This is a genomic window from Helicobacter sp. MIT 99-5507 (assembly GCF_003364295.1).
GTDB lineage: Bacteria > Campylobacterota > Campylobacteria > Campylobacterales > Helicobacteraceae > NHYM01.
Genome location: NZ_NXLO01000004.1, coordinates 223,697 through 240,419, shown reverse-complemented (window position 1 = coordinate 240,419; position 16,723 = coordinate 223,697). Strand labels below are relative to the sequence as shown.

14 protein-coding genes and 1 pseudogene are annotated in these 16,723 nt (G+C 29.9%); 2 read left to right on the top strand and 13 right to left on the bottom strand.

Annotated elements, in window-relative coordinates; genetic code table 11:
* Positions 1–12: 12 nt before the first annotated feature.
* Together aroB and CQA42_RS08025 are read right to left on the bottom strand one after the other, a co-directional pair.
* Positions 13–1,056 carry a 3-dehydroquinate synthase gene (aroB, locus tag CQA42_RS08030; RefSeq protein ID WP_115584170.1) on the bottom strand — a complete coding sequence of 348 codons (1,044 nt, stop codon included), beginning with the start codon at positions 1,054–1,056 and terminating at the stop codon, positions 13–15.
* A gap of 78 nt (positions 1,057–1,134) precedes the next feature.
* Entirely contained in the window at positions 1,135–2,559 is a 1,425-nt protein-coding gene (locus CQA42_RS08025; protein ID WP_115584169.1) for a TrkA C-terminal domain-containing protein, read from the bottom strand.
* A 75-nt stretch (positions 2,560–2,634) separates the two neighbouring features.
* Here CQA42_RS08025 and tgt point away from each other — a divergent pair, with 75 nt between their 5' ends.
* Positions 2,635–3,753 (top strand): tRNA guanosine(34) transglycosylase Tgt, encoded by a 1,119-nt coding sequence (gene tgt / locus CQA42_RS08020; protein WP_115584168.1) that lies wholly within the window; start codon positions 2,635–2,637, stop codon positions 3,751–3,753.
* 32 nt (positions 3,754–3,785) lie between these two features.
* On the opposite strand, the gene purB is transcribed toward tgt, so the two are convergent.
* The gene (gene purB, locus CQA42_RS08015) at positions 3,786–5,123 is read right to left on the bottom strand and encodes an adenylosuccinate lyase (RefSeq protein ID WP_115584167.1); all 1,338 of its coding nucleotides are present in this window, start codon (positions 5,121–5,123) and stop codon (positions 3,786–3,788) included.
* Positions 5,124–5,248: 125 nt separating this feature from the next.
* On the opposite strand from purB, the pseudogene selD reads away from it, so the two are divergent.
* A pseudogene (gene selD, locus CQA42_RS08010) lies at positions 5,249–6,214 on the top strand (selenide, water dikinase SelD); the annotation flags it as partial.
* Positions 6,215–6,345: 131 nt separating this feature from the next.
* Here selD and efp read toward each other — a convergent pair.
* From efp to CQA42_RS07960, 10 genes are all read right to left on the bottom strand, one after another.
* Positions 6,346–6,909 (bottom strand): elongation factor P, encoded by a 564-nt coding sequence (gene efp, locus CQA42_RS08005; RefSeq protein ID WP_115584165.1) that lies wholly within the window; start codon positions 6,907–6,909, stop codon positions 6,346–6,348.
* 9 nt (positions 6,910–6,918) lie between these two features.
* On the bottom strand, positions 6,919–7,842 hold the full coding sequence (locus tag CQA42_RS08000) for a class II fructose-bisphosphate aldolase (protein WP_115584164.1): 924 nt from the start codon (positions 7,840–7,842) through the stop codon (positions 6,919–6,921).
* A gap of 9 nt (positions 7,843–7,851) precedes the next feature.
* A complete protein-coding gene (locus CQA42_RS07995) occupies positions 7,852–8,661 on the bottom strand; it encodes a peptidylprolyl isomerase (RefSeq protein ID WP_115584163.1) in 810 nt (269 codons plus the stop codon).
* 74 nt (positions 8,662–8,735) lie between these two features.
* Positions 8,736–9,212 carry a thermonuclease family protein gene (locus CQA42_RS07990; RefSeq protein WP_115584162.1) on the bottom strand — a complete coding sequence of 159 codons (477 nt, stop codon included), beginning with the start codon at positions 9,210–9,212 and terminating at the stop codon, positions 8,736–8,738.
* Positions 9,209–10,750, bottom strand: a complete 1,542-nt coding sequence (locus CQA42_RS07985; RefSeq protein WP_115584161.1) for an ATP-binding cassette domain-containing protein — start codon at positions 10,748–10,750, stop codon at positions 9,209–9,211. Before CQA42_RS07985 ends, CQA42_RS07990 begins: the two co-directional genes overlap by 4 nt.
* A complete protein-coding gene (locus CQA42_RS07980; protein ID WP_115584160.1) occupies positions 10,750–11,763 on the bottom strand; it encodes an ABC transporter permease in 1,014 nt (337 codons plus the stop codon). The genes CQA42_RS07985 and CQA42_RS07980 overlap by 1 nt, the downstream gene beginning before the upstream one ends.
* Entirely contained in the window at positions 11,763–12,806 is a 1,044-nt protein-coding gene (gene yejB, locus CQA42_RS07975) for a microcin C ABC transporter permease YejB (RefSeq protein WP_115584159.1), read from the bottom strand. Before yejB ends, CQA42_RS07980 begins: the two co-directional genes overlap by 1 nt.
* Positions 12,803–14,539, bottom strand: coding sequence for an extracellular solute-binding protein (locus CQA42_RS07970; RefSeq protein WP_115584158.1), 1,737 nt, complete (start codon positions 14,537–14,539; stop codon positions 12,803–12,805). The genes yejB and CQA42_RS07970 overlap by 4 nt, the downstream gene beginning before the upstream one ends.
* Complete coding sequence (gene accA / locus CQA42_RS07965; RefSeq protein ID WP_115584157.1) at positions 14,539–15,471, bottom strand: acetyl-CoA carboxylase carboxyl transferase subunit alpha; 933 nt, start codon at positions 15,469–15,471, stop codon at positions 14,539–14,541. Before accA ends, CQA42_RS07970 begins: the two co-directional genes overlap by 1 nt.
* Before the next feature lie 3 nt (positions 15,472–15,474).
* Positions 15,475–16,701: a beta-ketoacyl-ACP synthase II gene (locus tag CQA42_RS07960; protein WP_115584156.1), complete on the bottom strand. Its 1,227-nt coding sequence runs from the start codon at positions 16,699–16,701 to the stop codon at positions 15,475–15,477.
* Positions 16,702–16,723: the final 22 nt, after the last annotated feature.

Here is a 16,723-nt window from a genome sequence, read left to right as displayed (position 1 = left end):
AATACCTAAAAATTAAATACTCATAGCTTCAAACAACAACTCTTTTGGTGGATTTGTAATGATTTCCATATCTCCAATATCATTTGGCAATATAAATCTTAAATTATTATTTTGACTTTTTTTATCTAAAAATAATCTATCATAAAAATCATTTAAATCCTGTATTTTATATTCTGTAGGAATTTGATATTTTTTGAGCAAATTTGAGATTCTAATAGAATCTTTTATATCCAATTTATTAAGTAATACAGCAAGATTATTTGCCTTACACATTCCCATACCTACACTTTCTCCATGTAAATATAAAGAGTAATTCCCAAGCAATTCAATTACATGCCCAAATGTATGTCCATAATTTAGTCCTGCACGAATACCATTTTCTTTTTCATCTTTACAAACAATATCTGCCTTTATTGATACACTTTTAAAAATAGCATATTCTAAATCTTTTTTATTATTGATCAAATCAGCACTCTCTAACCAAATAAAAAAATCTCTATCAAAACAAACAGCCATTTTTATAATCTCGCTAATCCCAGCATTAAACTCTCGTTTTGGCAATGTAGATAAAAAATCTATATCAATATATACTGATTTTGGTTGATAAAATGTTCCTATTAGATTCTTGCCAAATGAATTATTTATACCTGTTTTCCCACCTACACTAGCATCAACTTGTGCTAAAAGCGTAGTAGGAATAGAAATAAAATCAATACCTCTTTGATAAATCGATGCAGCAAATCCACTCATATCACTAATCACACCGCCACCAAATGAAATGATTAATGATTTTCTATCAAGTTTATGTATAAAAGCATTTTCTAAGATAGATTCTATACTTGCAAGATTCTTGTATTGCTCACCATCTTTTAATGTGCAAATAAAAGTATATTTGTGATTAAAACAAGATAACAATTTACTAATGTGCAATGCACTTACACATGGATTTGTAACAATTAGAATCTTGCTGTATTTATCCAAATCTATTTTTTTTAAAGAATCAATGATTATATCATAGGAATTAGAATCTGTTTTTAGATGTATGATTTCTGCCATTTACCACAACTTTGTATTAATATCAATTTTTGGATTCTACGACTTTTTTCTTAAAAATCTCACATATTTTTGAAATGCCTACATTGGCATTAATATCTGTGGATTTTTATCTATATTTAGTGATAAATAATCAGCATTTTTATTTAGCAACCAAAAGATTCTTCGTTGCAATAAATCAATTTCAAGCGGGATAAATTGTATCAACTTTTCATCACTTCGGTGAAGCCAAAAAATAGGATTTTTATTGCTTGTATGTTCTATTGTAATACGTTTATTAAGCAATCTTCCTATATTTTGATAATAAGTAGCAATTTTTGCATTATAATCTTCATCTAATTGAAATTCATATAACTTGATATCCAATTTAAGCTGTGATGCAAAATCAATCAGTGAATACGAGATATTTTGCACATGTTTAGAGTTTTGAGAACAAAATATCAATGTAGTTTCTAATTCACTAAGTCTGGTATTTTTGCCAATTTTTAAAATTGGAGAATTTGCTTTATACAAAATCCTGCGATTTTTATTTCTTTTAAATACACTAGGGGCAACCATAATCAAGCCTATTTTATTGGCAGAATCTTCTTCTATTTTTTGAGAAATATTTTTTTGATTATAATCAATATTTATAATTACTCCATCTTGCTGTATTGCTTTAATATCAACTAATCTTTTTATATTGCTTGGGTTTAAAATATTAATTATCAATTTTTCATTTTTTATTTTTTTATGTATCCAAAGAGAATCTAATATAATATCATCAATCTCTTTTTGTGAATAAAATTTAAAATCAATATAAACATAAATATCAATTCCAAAAGGTGCTGGGAAATTACCTGTATTTGCAATCATTTTTTTATAAATATTATTTAATACCATTGGATCGCCTATAACAAGCAAGCTGTCATTTGGCTGGATTATTGTTGCTTTGTTGGTAATTATAAAACTATTTTTTCTATAAATTCCTACAATCCGCCATCCTTTTTGTTGGATTGAACCAATGCTAATATATGAATATGCACTTCCAAATGGAATATTAATTTGCATAATCTCACCCTTATTTAGCCCAAAACCTCTAGCAATGCTTGGAATATTTGGAATCTTACCAATAAGTGCCCGTGCTGTAATAAAACTAGTAGATATAGTATTTAGATTTGGATCATCTAGCAAATCTTGCTTTACTTGCGATTTGGATTCACATGAAATAATGATTGGTATATCTTTGTTGATTTTTCTAATGATAGAACAAACTTCATCTCGTTCATCTTTATCTTGCATTATCACAAAAACATCATATAAACTATTTGCAATAAAAGGCTTTAGTCTAGAACTTGCTAATGGGTCAAAGTTATATACTTTAAATGATGATGAAAATTTTAAAGAAGTTATTTCTATATCATTGGAGATGATAATATAATAGTTGTTACTAAAATATTTTTCAAGCAAAGATTCTATAAAAATTTTAGCAATTTTGCCATCTGCAATAATTAAAACTTGTTTCATTAACCACCTTTAGAAAAAATACTTTTAAAAAACATATTTTAGCTAAGTAATAAAAATCATGGCTATAATTATAAAATGATTTGGAAACTAGAAGCAAAAGATAATAAAGCAAGGGCTGGAATCTTAACACTAAATAATAATGTCATTCAAACACCTGTATTTATGCCTGTTGGCACACAAGCATGTGTAAAAGGGCTTGATTTTAATGATATAGAAAATATTCACTCAAAGATAATACTTGCAAATACATATCATTTATATTTACGCCCTGGAGATAAAGTCATAAAAAATATGGGCGGATTACATAAATTTAGCGGATTTAATGGTAGTTTTCTTACAGATAGTGGAGGATTCCAAGCTTTTAGCTTAGGTGGCAAACCAAATGAAGATGGAATCTTATTTAAAAGTCATATTGATGGAAGTAGGCATTTTTTCACACCAGAGAGTGTATTAGATATACAATACAATCTAAATAGTAATATTATGATGATTTTAGATGATTTAATAGCACTGCCAAATACAAAAGATAGAATTTTAGAATCCATAAAAAGAACTAGTGTTTGGGCAAAAAGATCAATAAAACATCATTATTACAAAAAAGAATCTCACCCAAATAATAAAATCTTTGCAATCATTCAAGGTGGGGTAGATAAAGAAGCAAGAACTATATCTGCAAATGAATTAGTAAATACAATGTATCAAAATTGTGCTTTTGATGGATTTGCAATAGGTGGACTTGCTGTTGGTGAAGAAAAAAATGCTATGTATGATACGATTGAAATTACTACAAATCTTATGCCAGAATCTAAGCCTAGATATTTAATGGGTGTTGGAACTCCAGAGGATTTGATAGAAGGGATTTATAGAGGGGTTGATATGTTTGATTGCGTAATGCCAACTAGAAATGCAAGAAATGGGACGATATTTACTAGATTTGGAAGATTGAGTATCAAAAATGCAAACCTAAAAGAAGATTGCAGCCCAATTGATGAAAACTGCAAATGCTATACTTGCAAAAATTTCTCTAAAGGCTATTTAAATCATTTATATAGGGCAAATGAGACATTATATATTAGGCTTGCAAGTATTCATAATTTATATTTTTATTTAGAGATAACAAGACTTGCAAGAGAAGCAATCATGAATAATTGCTTTCTATCATGGAGAAAAGAAATGCTAGCAAATCTTGCCTAAAATTTCGCTCCAAGATTTATTCTAAAATATTTTTAAAATTTACCTTCAAATACGCGTTTAAAAATCTTATCTACATTCTTTTTATAATATTCATAATCAAAACATTCTCTTATTTCACTCTCACTTAAATGATTTGCTAGCTCACTATCTTGTAATAAATATTGAAGATATAAACTCTCATTTTTATCATTTAGAGCACTTTTGCCATTTTGCAAATCTTGCCATACTTTCATTGCATTTCTTTGCACAATTTTATAAGCATTTTCTCTACTTATGCCTTTTTTTGGCAATTCTAATAGAATCCTTTGTGAAAATACCAAACCACCTGTTAAATTTAGATTTTTTAGCATATTTTTTTCATAAACAACGAGATTTTCTATCAAATTGCTTAAACGATTTAACATAAAATCTAGTGTGATAAAAGCATCTGGTAATATAAATCGTTCAACAGAGCTATGACTAATATCTCTTTCATGCCATAATGCTACATTTTCCATCGCAGGAATCACATATGAACGCAAGATTCTGCAAAGCCCTGTTATATTTTCACTAAGAACAGGATTTCGCTTGTGAGGCATAGCGCTACTACCTTTTTGCCCGCTACTAAAATATTCTTCACACTCATAGACTTCCGTCCTTTGAAAATGCCTAATTGCAACTGCGATTTTTTCACAGCTGCTTGCTAGCAATGCAATTTCACTAAATAATCTTGCATATCTATCTCTTTGTATTACTTGATTGCTAATTTTAGCTACCCCAAGCCCCAAATCTCTGCATACAAATTCTTCTAATTCTATCGGTGAATGAGCCATATTTCCCATAGCACCACTAATTTTTCCAATACAAACTATATCTAAGAGTGATTTTAAACTTTGTATTTGCACTTTTATTTCATCATACCAAATACTAATAACAAGCCCAAAAGTAGTAGGCTCACCATGAATCCCATGGCTTCTTCCTACCATAAGAGTGTCTTTATAATAAAAAGCTTTTTCTTGTAGCTTTGATAGTAATAATTCTGCATCATCAATAATTAATAATAAACTATCTCGAATCTGCAATGCAACAGCCGTATCTATCGTATCACTACTTGTGATTCCATAATGAAACCAACGATTTTCTTCACCCAAAGAATTTGCCACTGAAGTAGTAAATGCTATCAAATCATGCTTTGTAATTTTTTCTATCTCCTCCATCTCATCTATATTAAATTTTGCATTTTCTACTATTTTGCTGCATTCATCATCACTTATTAATCCAAGCTCATTCCATCCACGAACTACTGATTTTTCTACTTCAAGCCAATAGGAAAATTTCGCCTCTTTATCCCATAATCTTTTCATTTCTTCTCTTGCATATCGCTCTACCATAAATGCTCCTAAAATATTTTTCTAAATTAAAGCAAAATAGCTATAATTATTCAATTTTAGTAAGGAAAATTGTTTTGAAAAAGATTACTCAATTTGTTAGTTGTGCTGGTTGAGCTGCAAAAGTAGGTCTGGAAGACCTAAGACAAATCACAAAAGGCTTAAATCAACCACAATATAGCCAACTATTAATTGATTTCAAAGATAATGATGATTGTGGAATCATAAAAGTAGGTGATATTTTACTAGCACAAAGTCTAGATTTTATTACACCAATTGTTGATGATCCATTTATCTATGGGCAAATTGCAGCTGCAAATTCACTTAGTGATGTATTTGCAAAAGGTGCCAAAGCACTTAGTGCTATGAGTATTTTTATGTGGGATAAAACTCATATAAATACAAATGAAGCAAATGAAATCTTGCAAGGAGCTCTAAATAAACTAATAGAATGCAAATGCCCTCTAATTGGCGGACATAGCATAAATGACAATGAACAAAAATTTGGGCTTAGTATAACAGGTGGCATCTTTGATAATATCTATTATAGAAATAATACTGCACAAATTGGCGATAAAATCATACTTACAAAGCCCATTGGAAGTGGAATCTTAACTACAGCGATGAAAAATGGAGCACTAAATTTTAATAAAAATCTTGATGTAGTAAAATCAATGCTCACGCTAAATAACTATGCAATGGATTTTGCAAAAAGATTTGAGATTCATGCTGCAAGTGATGTAACAGGATTTGGACTACTTGGACATATGTTAGAAATGACAAATAAAGAGATTTCAATCAATCTATATTTAGATAATGTAAAGTTATTTGACAAAGTGCTTCATTTTTCAGAATCTGGAATTATCCCTGGTGGCAGTCATAAAAACAAATCTTCTTTAGAATCTAGAATAAAAAATAATACAAATATAAATGATATTATCTATTATGACGCACAAACTTCTGGTGGGCTTTTGATAGCTTTGGATTATAAAAATGCAAATGAATTAAATAAGATTCTAAATAATGAAGGAATAGATTCTAGCATTATCGCAGAATGTATAGAAAAAAAAGAATTTGATATATATTTAAAATAAATTATTTGATGTTATCAAAGATCAAATGATAAAAATGCAAGATTCTAAGTGATTTTATTTATATATTTTATTATAAACTCATTTTAGATTCTATTTTATAGAATCTAAAATATATATTTTTAGATAAAGGTTTATTTTACCTTCTCTAAATATTCTCCAGTCTCTGTATTTATTCTAATTACTTCACCTTCTAAAATATGAAAAGGAATTTGCACAACTGCACCTGTCTCTAACGTAGCAGGCTTTTTACCAGAAGATGATGTATCACCTTTAAAATTTGGTGGAGTTTCTACTATCTTTAGTTCTACTACTTGAGGCACATCAACAGATATTGCCTTGTTATTATGAAACAAAATAGAAACATTTATGCCTTCTTTCATCCATTTTGCTACATCGCCGACTTGATCGTTGATTAAGCCTATTTGCTCATAAGTTTCATTATCCATAAATTGAAAATGATCGCCATCGTGGTATAAATATTGCATAGCTTTTTCTTCAATATTTGGCTCTTCACATTTATCGCCAGCATGAAAAGTTTTTTCTATCACTTTACCATCTAAAAATGATTTAATTTTTGCTCTAACAAATGCAGGACCTTTGCCAGGCTTTACATGTTGATATTCAACAATTCTATATGGAATACCATCAATTTCAATTTTTAAACCTTTTTTTAGCTCACCCATACCTATTGCCATTATTTCTCCTTATATTTTATTGCTACTTCCTAGGATATTCATTCGCTCTATTATTAGCTTTTTGATTGCCTCTTTTCCTGGTGTGAAAAACTTTCTTAAATCAAATTGAGTATTATCATCATTTGCCACCTTGCGAACTTCAGCAATAAATGCAATCCTTAAATCTGTATCAGTATTGACCTTGTTTATTCCACCTTTTATAGATTCTTGAAGAAATGAAAAAGGCACACCTTTTGAACCTTTCAAATCACCACCACTTGATAGAAATGAATCTTTAACATAATCAGGGATAGCACTTGCACCATGAAGCACCAAAGGAATATTTGTAAGCCTCTTTACTTCTTGCAAACGTTCAAAATCTAGTTTTGGTTCACCTTTAAACTTAAAAGCACCATGACTTGTCCCAATAGCAGGTGCTAAAAAATCAACTCCAGATTCTTTTACAAACTGCTCTGCTTCTTTTGGATTTACTAAAACTGCATCTTTTTCACTCACAGAAATATTATCCTCAATTCCCATCAATCGCCCAAGTTCTGCTTCAACACTAACACCTTTAGCATGTGCCATTTTAACAACCTTTGAAGTTTCACTTAGATTCTCTTCAAATGGATGATGAGAAGCATCAATCATAACAGAAGTAAAACCAGCATCAACAGCAGCTTTGCAAGATTCAAATGTAGTTCCATGATCTAAATGAAGTGCTACTGGTATATGAGGATACTTTTTAGAAAGTATCTTTACCATTCCAACAGCCATATCGATACCTAGATATTTGATTGCACCTTCACTTGCTTGAACAATGATAGGAGAATTTGCCTCATTTGCAGCTTCAAAAATAGCACTAAGCATCTCATAATTTACAAAGTTGAAAGCACCTACACCATAATATTCCTTATGAGCCTTTTTGAGAATCTCATTACCAGTAACTAACATATTTGACCTTTATTTCATTTCTACTTTAGCTTTTTTGCGAAGATCTTGAGCAATCTTTGATACTTCTTCTCTAAATTTGATTAATTTTAATTCTTGTTCTAATCTTGGCTTTGCCTCTTCATAGCTAATTACACTTTGTGGTTTTTTAGTCTTTAAAAATATTATATGATAACCAAAATCAGTTTTTACAGGTGTTTTTGTATATGTATTTTCCTTTAAATCAAAAGTAGCTTTAGAAAATGATGGAACCATTTTATCTTTTGCAAAAAATCCTAAATCACCGCCATTTGCAGCACTTGGATCTTTTGAATATTTTTTTGCTAATTCTATAAATTTATCCTCAACCTTATCTTTTGCATCATTCAATTGTTTTATAATATCTTTTGCTTCTTTTTCACTTTCAACTAATATATGTCTTGCATGAGCACTCTCTGGCATAATCAATCTATCTTTATTATCATTATAATATTTATTGATTTCACCATCACTAACTTTAATATCATCTACTTTTTTTCTCATCCATAATTCAAGAACCATAGTATCTTTGAAATCTTCTAAAGCTTCCTTATATTCTTTAGTGTCTTCTAATTTGCCTTTTTTTGCTTCAATTGTAAGTAATTTACGCTCGATTGCTTGCTCTACAGCTTTATCTTGCATCTCTTTTGGAAGTGAGCTAAAATCAACATTAGGCATAGCTTGTTGTAAAAATAGCATATCCTTATCGGTAATCTCTTCTCCATTTACTATTGCATAAACTTTTGCGTTTAATGAGCCAATTATCATTCCAGCCAAACCTAAACTTAATAAAATTTTATTCACATCTATCTCCTAAAATATTTTAAAAATGTTGAAAATTCTACAATTAGCGTGCTTTTATGTCAATAAAACATCATTTAATAAGAATCCTTAAAACACTCCATCTCATCATAAAAACTATTCCACAAACCAACTCTATTTTCACTAGCTAGATTCTGTAAATAAAGCAATTTATTTAGAAATTCAAAATCTTTTATACCAGCTCTATTTACCACACCATAGCCAGCTTTTATGATCTCTTGATTTAAATCTAAATTTTTATATTTGACCAAACAAAATCCATTGTTGATGCTTACACTATAAAGCTGTTCTAAATCAAGATTGTTTTGAAAAAAACCAATGGAGAGATTACTCATTTTTTTAAAGTTATCATTTAGGCATTTATTATCATTTCCATAAAATGGCACTGCCACACCAAGCAAAGAACATTCAAATGCACCACTAGGAAGTCTAAAAATAAGCCTATTTGGATTAGAATAACTATTTAATAATAGTTTATAATCTATACCAAAAACTGCATTGCTAAGCATTATTATAAAAATAAATAATCTCATAACATAGATTCTACTAATGATTTTGTATATGGATTTTTTGGATTATTTAGTATGCAAATATCGCCTCTATTAATAATTTGCCCATCTCGTAGCACTATTACATTATCACAAATACACCTAACTATATCTAAATCATGAGTGATAAAAATATAACTTAAAGAGAATCTTTGTTGCAAAGAAAGCAATAATTCTAATATTTGTTTTTGTGTAACTTTATCAAGGGCGCTTGTTGGTTCATCTAGTATTAGAATCTTTGGCTTTAAAATCAAAGCCCTAGCTATTGCAACTCTTTGTCTTTGTCCTCCGCTTAATTCATGAGGATAGCGATCTAAAAAGCTAGAATCTAGCCCAACTAACTCTAAAAATTCTCTAGCTTGTTTTAAAAAATCAATCTTTGGATAATGAATCTTTAGTCCTTCTGTAATGATATCTATTATTTTATGACGCGGATTAAGTGACGAATATGGATCTTGAAAGATAACTTGTATATTTTTTCTAAATTTCCTAAAATCCCTAATATCTTTATAATTTACACCATCAAAAATAATATCTCCACTAAAATCTATCAACTTTATCAATGATAGACAAAATGTGCTTTTTCCACTACCACTCTCCCCTACTATACCTAGAATCTCACCTTTATTTAGAGTAAAATTAATATTTAGCAAAATATCTTTATAGATATTTTTTCTTAGAATCCTCTTTTTTGCAATATATTTTGTGCTTAGATTTTCTGCTTCTAGAATCTTTTCATCTTGAATATAGCTTTTTAATCTATTTATTTTTAGCGATGATATGAGATTTTGCAAATATAAACTTTTTGGTGAAACAAGTATAGATTTATCGCCTTTTTCTACGATTTTACCATCTTTAAATACGATTAGATTCTGCGCGTATTTAGATACGATTTTTATATTATGAGTTACTAAAATAATAGCGATGTTAAATTTCATACTCAATTTTATAAGCAAATCCAGAATCTGCACTTGCAAGCTTGCATCAAGTGCCGTAGTAGGCTCATCTGCAATAATTATCTTTGGCTTATTTGCAATAGCAATAGCAATTAAAACTCTTTGTCTTTGTCCTCCGCTTAATTCATGAGGATAGCGATCTAAAAAGCTAGAATCTAGCCCAACTAACTCTAAAAGCTCTAAACTTCTTTCTTGTAAAGTTTTAGAATAAATCTTAGGATTGTGTATTTTTATAATCTCAAATATTTGTTTTTTTATCGTATGGAGTGGATTTAATGCCACAAGTGGCTCTTGTGGAATATAAGAAATCAAATTTCCACGAATTTTTTCTAACTCTTTAGAATCCAAAAGGTTGTTGCCATCAAAAATGATGCTTCCACTTATATCTTTAATGCAATCTTTGTTTATTAGTTGTAATATATTTTGCAAAAGAAGTGTTTTTCCACTCCCACTCTCACCAATAATTCCAAAAATCTCACCATGTTTAAGATTAAAATTTATTTCTTGTAACTTAAAGCCATTAAAAAGTGTGAAATTAAAATCTTTGATTTCTAAAATATTATCCATTAATCGCCTTTAATCACTCTATCTTTATTATCAATGCTATTTCTTACACCATCACCAATAAAAACAAGCAAAGATAAGATAATACTTAATACAACAAATCCTATGATACCAATATGTGGAGAGTTTAGATTGTTTTTTCCTTGATTTAGTATCTCACCCAAAGATGCATAATTTGGCGGCAAACCAAAACCTAAAAAATCAAGTGATATCAAAGTCGCAATAGAACCTGCAACAATAAATGGAAAATATGTAGTTACAGAAATTAGTGCATTTGGCAAAATATGCCTAAAAATAATACCAAAATCACTCACTCCTAAAGCCTTTGATGCTTTTATATAATCAAAATTTCTAATCCTTAAAAATTCAGCCCGAACAAGCAATGCTAGCCCCATCCAAGAAAATAAAATAATAAAAAATAAAACAATAAAAAATGTAGGTGTAATAAAGCTTGATAATATAATAATTAAAAATAAAATTGGAATAGAAGCCCAAATCTCTATAAATCTCTGTGTAAGTAAATCGATTTTTCCGCCATAATATCCACAAACAGCACCAAAACAAACTCCAAGCAAAACACTAAATAAACTTGATGCAAAACCAAATAAAAGCGAGATTCTAACTCCATAAATAAGCCTAGAGAGCAAATCTCTACCTTGATCATCGCTTCCAAGCAAATGTGAAGTATTTGGAGAGATAGGCGGTGGAGAGGATAAATCATAGATGATAGTATCATAACTATAAGCAATAGGTGGAAAAATAACAATAGAATCTTTTGTCAATTCCTTAAAATATGGATCACTATAATCTATGTGATTTAAAAATTCCCCACCAAAATCAACTTCAGCATAATCATAAAAAATAGGAAAATAGAATCTAGAATCTTTATATACAAAAATTGGCTTATCATTTGCGATAAATTCAGCAAATAAGCTAAAAATAAATATAAAAGATAATAGTATAAAAGAATAATAAGCAAGTCTATTTTTTTTAAATTTATATATAAAATCTCTCATTATTCTCTCTTTTCAAAATCTATTCGTCTATCAACCAATACATAGATAATATCACTAATTATCCCCATAATAAGACCAAGTAAAGTAAAAATATATAATGATGCAAAAATTACTGGATAATCTCTATTTATAATTGCTTCATACCCTAACAATCCCAATCCATCAAGACTAAATATAATTTCTATCATCAATGAACCTGTAAAAAACATAGATAAAATTGCAGATGGAAAGGATGCGATTACAAGCAACATCGCATTTCTAAAAACATGTCTAAAAATAACTTGTCTATCATTTAATCCTTTTGTTTTAGCTATCAATACATATTGCTTTGATAATTCATCTAAAAAAGAATTTTTTACAAGTAAGCTTAAAGTAGCAATGCCTCCTATAGTGATACAAATCACAGGCAGTATAATATGCCAAAGATAATCTAATATCTTTGAAGTTAGGCTAAGTGTTGCAAAGTCCTCGCTTACAATTCCTTGTAATGGAAAAATACTAAGATAATTCCCACCACAAAAAAGAATGATAAATAAAATTGCAAGTAAAAATGATGGAATAGAATATGCAAAAACAATAAAAATACTAGAGATAGTATCAAATCTTGAGCCATTTTTTATTGCTTTTTTTATACCAAGTGGAATTGAAATAAGATATATTAAAATCGTGCTAAAGATTCCAAGCGAAATTGATACTGGAAGTTTTTCTTTTATGATATCAATAACTTTATCTTTTCTATAAAAACTCTCACCAAAATCAAACATAGCATAGCTTTTTATCATCGATACAAATCTAGTCAAAAGTGGCTTATCAAAACCATATAACTCTTTTATTTCATTTAGTAAATCCTCATTTAGTCCCTCTTTGCCTCTATAAAAATCATTTTTTTGATATGTTTCATTTGTGGAGAGAGTATTATATTTTACAAGCATAAGTTCGACTGGACCGCCCGGAGAAAACTGAATAATAATAAAATTAATACACATGATTCCAAATAATGTAGGTAATAATAAAAATAATCGCTTATATAAATAATTTATCACTTAACCCACCATGTCCAAATGTCAAAATCATATGGTGGCGAGTTTTGTGGATATCCAAATTTATCCCAATATGCAACCCGAAAAGAATTAGAATAAAAATGTGGTATTACATAATATCCCCATAATAAGATTCTATCTAAAGCCCTTATATACGCTATTTGTTCATTTTTACTTTTTGCATTGATGATTTTTTCAACCAAAAAATCTATATCTTTAGATTCTATCCTTGCATAATTTTGACTTCCATTTGTATTAGCACTTTTAGAGCTCCAAAAATATCTCTGCTCATTTCCAGGAAATAAAGATTGTGGAATGACAGCTACAATCACATCATAATCAAAATTATTTAGTCTATTTATGTAGCTGCTAACATCAATAGTGCGAACACTTGTTTCTATGCCAAGCATTTCTAGATTTTTGACAAAAGGCAGAGTAACCCTCTCCATTGCTTTTGATACGAGTAGAATCTCAAATTTAAATTGCTTATTATCTTTGTATAATTTATGATTGACACTCTCAAATCCAGCCGATTTAAGCAAAGCCTGTGCATACAATAATGCATCTCTTTTACCTTCCATATCGCTATATGTAGGCAAAGAAAATGCAGAATCTAAAATCTCATCTTTTACTTTTAATTTTTTTAGAATCTCAAGTTCTAAGCCACTTGGGATTCCACTTGATGCAAAAATAGAATTATCAAAAAAACTTCTTGTCCTTGTGTATTGATTAAAAAAGAGATTTTTATTGCTCCACTCAAAATCAAATGCTTGCAATAATGCTTCTCTTACTTTTATATCATCAAAAAAACTTCTCTTTGTATTTAAAAAAAATCCTTGCATTCCGCTAGGAAGAGAGTGTTTAAAAGATACTTGTTTTAACAAACCATCATTTTTTGCTTTTCCATTGTAGCCATTTGCCCATACTTTTGCGCTATTTTCTAATCTAAAATCATAAGATTTGCTTTTAAAAGCCTCTAATGCGACATTTTCATCTTTGTAATAAATATAGGATATTTCATCAAAATTAAATTGACCAATGCGAGTTGGGTGATTTAAAGCCCAATAATCTTTATTTCTTTCATATACGATATTTCTGCCAACTTCAAAAGATTTAATCCTATAAGGACCGCTACCAAGCGGAATAAGCAAAGGATTAGAATCAAATTCAATATCTTTATAAAAATGTTCTGGTAGAACACTTAGCTGTCCTAAAATAAGCGGTAATTCTTTATTTTGATTTGTTTTAAGATGAAATAAAACCTTATTATTATCTAGTAATTCTACACTATCTACATCTACATAATATTGCTTTATGAGTGGATTCCCATATTTCATAAGCACTTCAAAGCTAAATTTCACATCACTTGGTTTGATTTTCACGCCATCATTAAACTTAGCATTTTTGTTGATTGTAAAAATGACATATTTATTTCCCACTTCAATATCGCTTGCAACAAGCCCATATTGACTAAATGGCTCATCTTTACTTTGCACCATAAGCGTATCATAAAGCAAAGCAAGTCCTTCGGCTTTATTGCCCTTTATTACAAATTGATTTAGTGTATCAAATGTGCCAATAGCATAAGTTTTAACTTTCCCACCTTTTGGGGCATTTGGATTGACATAATCAAAATATTTTAGATTTTTATATTTTATATCGCCATCGATTGAAATAGAACTTGAAGCAAAGATATAACTAAAAGAAATAAAAAGTATGAAAATAAATTTAGTCATTAAGATTCTGTAAAAACACCATATGAAATAATCTTTTCATATCTAGAAAGAACAAAATTTTTGTCTTTTTTGATTTCAGCTAAAGAAGTCAAATAATAATCAACTATTGCATTACATGCACCTATTTTATCACGATGGGCGCCAACAACAGGCTCTTTTATAATCGCATCAATCAAATTAGCTTGATATAAATACTCTGGAACAATTTTTAATGATTTTGTTGCATTTTCAACTTTTTGCGGATCGCCCCAAAGTATCGCGGAACAACCCTCTGGTGAAATTACACTAAATACCGAATATTCCATCATAGCAAGTCTATCTGCCACGCTAATAGCAAGTGCGCCTCCACTACCACCTTCACCTATAACAATAGCAATAGTTGGCACTTTTATAGAGCTAAATTCTTGCAAGTTTTTTGCTATTGCTTCACTCTGCCCTCTTTCTTCAGCACCAAGTCCAGGGTATGCACCAGCAGTATCAACAAGCATCAATATAGGAATATTAAATTTTTCTGCAAGTTTAGCTGCTCTTAGAGCTTTTCTGTAGCCTTCTGGATTTGGCATACCAAAATTTCTTGCAATTTTATTTTTAGTACCTCTTCCTTTTTCCTCAGCAATTACCATAGTAGTTTGCCCTTGAATCTTACCAAGAAAACAAACTATTGCCATATCATCTTTAAAATGTCTATCACCATGAATCTCATAAGCATCACTTAAAAAAATATCAATGTAGTCCATAGAATATGGTCTATCAGGATGGCGAGCTAATTGAAGTTTTTGATAATCAGTTAGATTAGAGTATAAAATCTTTACTTCATTTTCTAACTCTTTTGATAATATCTTTTTAGCATGCACATCCCCACGAATAATAGCAGCTTCTATATCATCTTGAATTGTTTTTAAGTTTTTTTCAAAATCTAAATATGTAAGCATTGTTTATATTTTTTTAAAGATTAATACTGCGTTTGTTCCACCAAATCCAAATGAATTGCTCATCACACAATGCACATTTGCATCTCTAGCTACATTTGGCACATAGTCTAAATCACATTCAGGATCTCGTGTGAATTGATTAATAGTTGGTGGCAATACTGAATGCTTCATAGATAGAATCGATATTGCAGCTTCTAACGCACCTGCAGCTCCTAGGCAATGACCAATTTGTCCTTTTGTAGAGCTTACAGGAGGTGTATTATCTTTGCCACCAAATAGATTCTTAATAGCTATAGTCTCATACAAATCATTATATTTAGTGCTTGTTCCATGTGCATTAATATAATCTATCTTAGTATTAGCCATTGATAATGCAACCTTCATAGCACGGAACGCACCTTCACCATTTGGAGCTGGTGTTGTAATATGATTTGCATCACCACTTTCACCAAAACCAATAATCTCGGCATATATATTTGCTCCTCTAGCTCTTGCTATTTCATAATCTTCCAATACAAGAGTAGCCGCACCTTCACCCATAACAAAACCATCCCTATCGTTATCAAATGGTCTACTTGCTATCTGTGGATCATCATTTCTAGTGCTTAATGCTTTCATAGCAGCAAATCCTCCTATACCAACAGGACAAATCGCAGATTCTGCACCAACAGCAAGCATTCTATCAGCACCACCCAAAACTATAGTTTTATAAGCATCAATAATAGCATGGCTACCAGCTGCACAAGCTGTAACACTAGCTAAATTTGGACCTTTTAGATTATATTCTATAGAGATAAATCCACTTAGCATATTAACCAATGCAGAAGGTATGAAAAATGGATTTATCCTTCTTGGACCTTTATCAAAACAAGCTATAGAATTCTTTTCTATATTTCCTAGACCGCCTATACCAGATCCAGAACTAATACCAAATCTCTCATAATTGATAGTATTATCATCTAATACACCAGAATCTTCCATAGCTTCTTTTGAAGATTTAAGGGCTAATTGTATAAATCTGTCTGCTTTTTTTACTTCTCTAGCATCCATGACACCAGCAGGATCAAAATCAATTATCTCTCCAGCTATACTAACAGGCATATTAGCAGTATCAAATGAAGAAATCTTTTTAATACCACATTTGCCTTCAACAATAGCCTTAAAAGAACTATCTCTAGTTAATCCTAAAGAATTGATCATACCAATACCAGTAACAACTACCCTTCGCATTTTATCTCCTAAAGTTTTAGAA

Bases quoted from the DNA above. Each gene is read 5' to 3' on its own strand.
- aroB (WP_115584170.1), bottom strand. From the start codon at position 1,056: ATGGCAGAAATCATACATCTAAAAACAGATTCTAATTCCTATGATATA.
- CQA42_RS07990 (WP_115584162.1), bottom strand. From the start codon at position 9,212: ATGAGATTATTTATTTTTATAATAATGCTTAGCAATGCAGTTTTTGGT.
- CQA42_RS07985 (WP_115584161.1), bottom strand. From the start codon at position 10,750: ATGGATAATATTTTAGAAATCAAAGATTTTAATTTCACACTTTTTAAT.
- CQA42_RS07980 (WP_115584160.1), bottom strand. From the start codon at position 11,763: ATGAGAGATTTTATATATAAATTTAAAAAAAATAGACTTGCTTATTAT.
- purB (WP_115584167.1), bottom strand. From the start codon at position 5,123: ATGGTAGAGCGATATGCAAGAGAAGAAATGAAAAGATTATGGGATAAA.
- CQA42_RS07960 (WP_115584156.1), bottom strand. From the start codon at position 16,701: ATGCGAAGGGTAGTTGTTACTGGTATTGGTATGATCAATTCTTTAGGA.
- accA (WP_115584157.1), bottom strand. From the start codon at position 15,471: ATGCTTACATATTTAGATTTTGAAAAAAACTTAAAAACAATTCAAGAT.
- CQA42_RS08025 (WP_115584169.1), bottom strand. From the start codon at position 2,559: ATGAAACAAGTTTTAATTATTGCAGATGGCAAAATTGCTAAAATTTTT.
- CQA42_RS07970 (WP_115584158.1), bottom strand. From the start codon at position 14,539: ATGACTAAATTTATTTTCATACTTTTTATTTCTTTTAGTTATATCTTT.
- efp (WP_115584165.1), bottom strand. From the start codon at position 6,909: ATGGCAATAGGTATGGGTGAGCTAAAAAAAGGTTTAAAAATTGAAATT.
- tgt (WP_115584168.1), top strand. From the start codon at position 2,635: ATGATTTGGAAACTAGAAGCAAAAGATAATAAAGCAAGGGCTGGAATC.
- CQA42_RS08000 (WP_115584164.1), bottom strand. From the start codon at position 7,842: ATGTTAGTTACTGGTAATGAGATTCTCAAAAAGGCTCATAAGGAATAT.